7 protein-coding genes are annotated in these 4,689 nt (G+C 69.7%); 4 read left to right on the top strand and 3 right to left on the bottom strand.

The window, feature by feature from the left end; translation table 11 throughout:
- The 3 genes from VFM98_RS07920 to VFM98_RS07910 all read left to right on the top strand — a co-directional run.
- The coding region (locus VFM98_RS07920; RefSeq protein ID WP_325109370.1) for an aldehyde dehydrogenase family protein at positions 1-144 on the top strand (144 nt) is incomplete at its 5' end.
- A gap of 94 nt (positions 145-238) precedes the next feature.
- Complete coding sequence (locus VFM98_RS07915; RefSeq protein ID WP_325109368.1) at positions 239-505, top strand: type II toxin-antitoxin system Phd/YefM family antitoxin; 267 nt, start codon at positions 239-241, stop codon at positions 503-505.
- Positions 502-930, top strand: a complete 429-nt coding sequence (locus tag VFM98_RS07910; protein ID WP_325109369.1) for a type II toxin-antitoxin system VapC family toxin — start codon at positions 502-504, stop codon at positions 928-930. Before VFM98_RS07915 ends, VFM98_RS07910 begins: the two co-directional genes overlap by 4 nt.
- A 72-nt stretch (positions 931-1,002) precedes the next feature.
- Here VFM98_RS07910 and VFM98_RS07905 read toward each other — a convergent pair whose 3' ends face one another.
- From VFM98_RS07905 to VFM98_RS07895, 3 genes are read right to left on the bottom strand one after another with little or no spacing between them, the layout of a single operon-like run.
- Positions 1,003-1,623 carry a hypothetical protein gene (locus VFM98_RS07905; RefSeq protein WP_325109367.1) on the bottom strand — a complete coding sequence of 207 codons (621 nt, stop codon included), beginning with the start codon at positions 1,621-1,623 and terminating at the stop codon, positions 1,003-1,005.
- Positions 1,620-2,792 (bottom strand): tetratricopeptide repeat protein, encoded by a 1,173-nt coding sequence (locus tag VFM98_RS07900; RefSeq protein WP_325109366.1) that lies wholly within the window; start codon positions 2,790-2,792, stop codon positions 1,620-1,622. Before VFM98_RS07900 ends, VFM98_RS07905 begins: the two co-directional genes overlap by 4 nt.
- A complete protein-coding gene (locus tag VFM98_RS07895) occupies positions 2,789-3,502 on the bottom strand; it encodes a hypothetical protein (RefSeq protein WP_325109365.1) in 714 nt (237 codons plus the stop codon). Before VFM98_RS07895 ends, VFM98_RS07900 begins: the two co-directional genes overlap by 4 nt.
- 251 nt (positions 3,503-3,753) lie before the next feature.
- On the opposite strand from VFM98_RS07895, the gene moaA reads away from it, so the two are divergent.
- On the top strand, positions 3,754-4,689 hold a 936-nt coding region (moaA, locus tag VFM98_RS07890), incomplete at its 3' end, for a GTP 3',8-cyclase MoaA (protein ID WP_325109364.1).

Here is a 4,689-nt window from a genome sequence, read left to right as displayed (position 1 = left end):
GTCTTCATCAACAACTACGGCGCCGGCGGCGGCGTGGAGCTGCCCTTCGGCGGCGTGAAGTCCTCCGGCTACGGCCGCGAGAAGGGCTTCGAGGCGCTGTACGGGTTCACGACGCTGAAGACGGTGGCGATCCGGCACGGGTGATGGAAGACAACCCCGACTGCGGTGCAGACGGCGATGCAGCGGGCCAAGTTCACCCCGTCTTGCGCTCGCAGGTCTCATGTAGTAACGTTGCTACATGACCGGACAGACACGCATCACCAGACTCACCAGCCGCGAGTTCAACCAGGACACGGCACGCGCGAAGAAGGCCGCGGCCGAGGGTCCGGTCGTGATCACGGACCGCGGCGAGCCTTCGCACGTGTTGATGACGTATGAGCGCTACCGGGAGCTGACGGAGGGCCGATCCGATATCGTCACCCTGCTGGGCATGGCAGCCGATGAGGAGATCGAGTTCGATCCGCCCAAGGCCAGCGGCCTGACCAAGCCGGTTGGCCTGGGCTGATGTACCTGCTCGATACCAACGTCGTTTCCGAACTGCGCAAGGCACCGAAGGGCCGCGCGGACCCCGGCGTGGTGGCCTGGGCCCGACCCCTGCATCCGACCAGCCTGTACCTGTCCGTGATCTCGATCCTCGAGCTGGAGCAAGGGGTGCTGCAAATGCAGCGGCGCGACTCTGTGCAAGGCTCGATCCTGCGGACCTGGATGGCGGAGCAGGTCATGCCGGCGTTCGAAGGACGCATTCTTCCGATCGATGTGCCGGTAGCGCTGCGTTGCGCGGCCTTGCACGTGCCCGACCGGCGCGCCGAACGCGACAGCCTGATTGCCGCCACTGCGCTGGTGCACGGCCTCACCGTGGTAACACGCAATGTGGCCGATTTCGAAGCTTCGGGCGTCGTCCTCCTCAACCCCTGGCAAGCCCGGGGCTGAGCGTCGCAGGGAGCAGCGGCGCATCACCACTTGCTGGATTCCCGCCTGCGCGGGAATGACGAAGGCGGGGGCTCAGGCCCCGGCCGCGCTGCTTCGCACCCGCGCGGATTTCACGACCTCTTCCGCCATCGGCAGCAGCCGCTCGTAGAACGACAGCTTCGGCGCGACGAAGCTCGCGGCGTAGAGCTCTTCGCCCCAGACCGGGTCCGGGCGCACCGCGACCCAGACCACGCCGCGCAGGTTCAGGTCGTCGGAGCGGCGCGCCAGCGCGAACTCGAAGCGCACGCCCTTCTGGCCGGCGAACACGGTCGGCTCCACCTTGGTGATGGCCACGGTGCCGGCGGTCGCATAGACCTCCTCGAACAGGCGCACCAGTTTTTCCGGCGTGAGCCCGGCGCGGAAGCTCGGCACGCGCGGCGGCTTCGCGTCCTCGGCCCGCGAGTAGGTGGCCCATTTGGTCAGCAGCGGCTGGCCCGGATGGATGCCGGCCCACAGGCGCAGGTGATCCAGCGGGATGCCCTCCTGCGTCCAGACTTCGTAGGGCGGCTTCTCGGCCCGGTCCAGGACCCGGTTCCATCCGCCCGGCACGTTGACGACCAGGCGTTCGCCGACCACCTGCTCGCCCTGCACCTTGCTCATCGAGGTGCAGGCCGCCAGCAGGACGACGGCCATCAGCAGCAGCAGGCGCTTCACGGCTTCAGCTCCGAAAGATAGGACCGCACCATCGCCGCATCGGGCGCGTCGGGCGCCTGGGCGAGGAAGGTCTCGAAGGCCTGCGCCGCGGCGGCGCGTTCGTGGCGCTCCTGGTGCAGCAGACCGAGCGAACGGAAGGTTTCGGCCGGCGGCTTGGGCAGGCGGCTGGCACGCTCCAGGTCCGCCAGCGCGCGCTCGCCGTCGCCCTTCTCCTCGCGCAGGCGGTAGACCTCGCCACGCGCGAACAGGACCTCGGCGTCCTGCGGGTCGCGCGCGATCATGCGGTCGAACAGGATCAGGCTCTCCTCGTACTGGCCGCGCTTGATCTCGTCGTGCAGCCAGCCCATGCGCAGCGGCGCGATCACCTTGCGGTAGCGATCCTGGCCCTTGTCGCCCGCCTGGTTGCCGGCCAGGGCGAGCAACTCGTCGCGGCGGCCGGCGCTGGTCGGGTGGGTGTCGAAGATGTCGCCGGTCTTGCCGGCATCCTTGCCGCCGGTGACCTTGAGTTCCTGCAGCAGGTTGTCCCAGACGTTGGCGGCTTCGCGGGCGTCGTAGCCGGCGTGCTTCATCAGGCGCACGCCCATGCGGTCGGCGCGGCTCTCGTGCTCGCGCGAGAAGGCGAACAGGGTGGCCGAAAGGCCAATCTGGCCGAGGAAGGTGCCGACGCCGCCCACCAGCCCCACCACCGTGCTGAGCACCGCGGTGTCCTTCATCGCCCGCAGCTGTTCGACGGTGTGGCGCTCCATGTAGTGCCCCAGCTCGTGGCCCAGCACGGCGGCGAGCTGCGCCTCGTTCTCGGCCCGCAGCATCAGGCCGCTCCACACGATCATCATGCCGTTGGGCGCCATCATCGCGTTGAAGTGCGGCACGCGCACCGGGTACACGCGCACGTCGGGGCAGAAGTCGCCGGCCAGGTTGCACACCAGCTCCTGCAGGTACTTCTGCAGGGCCTGGTCGTGGATGGTCACGGGGCTGCGGCGCACGCGCCGCTCCTCGCGGTCCATCAGGCCCCAGAGGCCGCCTTCGTCGGTGTCGGCGGCCGGCCGGCCGAAGCGGTGCGGCACCTTGATGGCCGAAAGGTCCTGCGCATAGGCGGACAGGCCGCCCAGCGCGCCCAGGCCGACGCAATGCCGGCAGGCGGAACGGAGGAAAGCGCGGCGATCGTTCATTTCTGCAGCTCCGGGAAGTCCTTCAGCAAGGCCTCGACCGTCTCCATGGCCGGTTTCGGTTCGCGCAGGTCGCCGCTCATGCGGCTGATCTTGTTGAACCAGACGACGCGCCCGGTGTTCAGGTCCACGAGCGTGGCGTGCCCCTCCTGCTCGCCGCCGACGCTGATCGCGCCGATCAGGGCCAGCGCCAGCATGGCGGCCTTGCGTTCGCCGCTGGCATAGGTGTCGCGCACCCAGGTGAAGAGCGCGTAGTCGGCGCCGGTGCGCTCCTTGAGCGGCTTCACGGCGTCGCCGAGCGACCAGTCCAGCCGGTCGCCCTTGGTCTGCAGCTGCATGTCGCCGCCGCGGTGGTGCATGGCGATGGCGCTGGCCACCGCGCGTTCCAGGCTGACGATCTCGTACAGGTCGTCGGCCGCGGCGGGCGGGAGCTGCGCGACGTCGGGCCCGAGCAGCTTGCCCTTGGCGTCCAGCGCCGCCAGGAAGTTCTTCTGCGCCGCCTCCGTCCAGTCCGCGCGCGGTTCGACCACCCCGCCGGCGCTGATGGAATAGAGCTCCATGTCGGCCGGCACGACCACCAGCTTCGAGCCGGCCGGCCGGGCGGAGAATCCGGGTGCGAGGTGCTTGGAGGCCTCGGCGGCCTGGGCGGCGCCCGCGAACAGCAGGGCACCGGCGAGCAGCATCCGGGCGATGCGGGAAAGGGATGTGGGCATGTGGTACTCCTGCCTCTGGGCGCCGCCGCGGGGAATCCCGAAAAGCCCGCAGCGGAAATCGACGGCCACGACACTGTGGTGCGGGTCAACCGCGCGGTCCAGAGGCGCCGCGCTGTGCCAGGTAAATCTGCCGAGCCGCGCCCAGTTTTCACGCACCCGTGCGATTTGACCAACAAGACATTCCCGTACGCGGCGCCGGCCCGCTGGCCCCGGCGCTTGGCCGGGGGGGAGCCCGGCCTCACAATGGGGGCATGGCTGAACGCGTGATCCCGCTCGTCGACCAGCGCCTGACGGCGCTGCAGCCCGTGCTGCCCGCCCGCCCCGTCGCGGCCACGGGCCTGCTGGCCGATGCCCGCGGCCGGCCGCTACGCGACCTGCGCATCAGCGTCACGGACCGGTGCAACTTCCGCTGCAGCTACTGCATGCCCAAGGAAGTGTTCGACAAGGACTACCGCTACCTGCCGCATGGCTCCCTGCTGAGCTTCGAGGAGATCACGCGCGTGGCGCGCCAGTTCCTGGCCCACGGCGTGCACAAGATCCGCCTCACCGGCGGCGAGCCGCTGCTGCGCAAGAACCTCGAGGTGCTGGTGTCGCAGCTGTCGGAACTGCGCACGGTGGATGGCACGCCGCCGGAACTCACCCTCACCACCAACGGCTCGCTGCTGGCGCGCAAGGCGCGCTCGCTGAAGGAGGCCGGCCTGCAGCGCGTGACCGTCAGCCTCGACGGGCTGGACGACGCGGTGTTCCGCCGCATGAACGACGTCGACTTTCCCGTGGCCGAGGTGCTGGAAGGCATCGCCGCCGCCCGCGAGGCCGGGCTCGGGCCGGTGAAGGTGAACATGGTCGTCAAGCGCGGCACCAACGAGCACGAGATCCTGCCCATGGCGCGCCACTTCCGCGGCACGGGCATCGTGCTGCGCTTCATCGAGTACATGGACGTCGGCGCCACCAACGGCTGGCGCATGGACGAAGTGATGCCCTCGGCCGAGGTGCGGGCACGGCTCGCAGCCGAATTCCCGCTGGTCCCGCTGGAGGCCAGCGCGCCCGGCGAAACCGCCCAGCGCTGGGGCTATGCCGACGGTGCCGGCGAGGTGGGCTTCATCAGCAGCGTCACCCAGGCCTTCTGCGGCGACTGCAACCGCGCCCGCCTGTCCACCGAGGGCAAGCTCTACCTGTGCCTGTTCGCC

Source organism: Ramlibacter sp., from assembly GCF_035706265.1.
In the GTDB taxonomy this organism is placed as follows: domain Bacteria; phylum Pseudomonadota; class Gammaproteobacteria; order Burkholderiales; family Burkholderiaceae_C; genus Ramlibacter.
The sequence above is the reverse complement of the archived record's forward strand: the minus strand, read 5'-3'. Positions and strand labels throughout refer to the sequence as shown.

Coding starts and splice junctions, on each gene's coding strand:
- VFM98_RS07900 (WP_325109366.1), bottom strand. CDS start 2,792: ATGAACGATCGCCGCGCTTTCCTCCGTTCCGCCTGCCGGCATTGCGTC.
- VFM98_RS07915 (WP_325109368.1), top strand. CDS start 239: ATGACCGGACAGACACGCATCACCAGACTCACCAGCCGCGAGTTCAAC.
- VFM98_RS07895 (WP_325109365.1), bottom strand. CDS start 3,502: ATGCCCACATCCCTTTCCCGCATCGCCCGGATGCTGCTCGCCGGTGCC.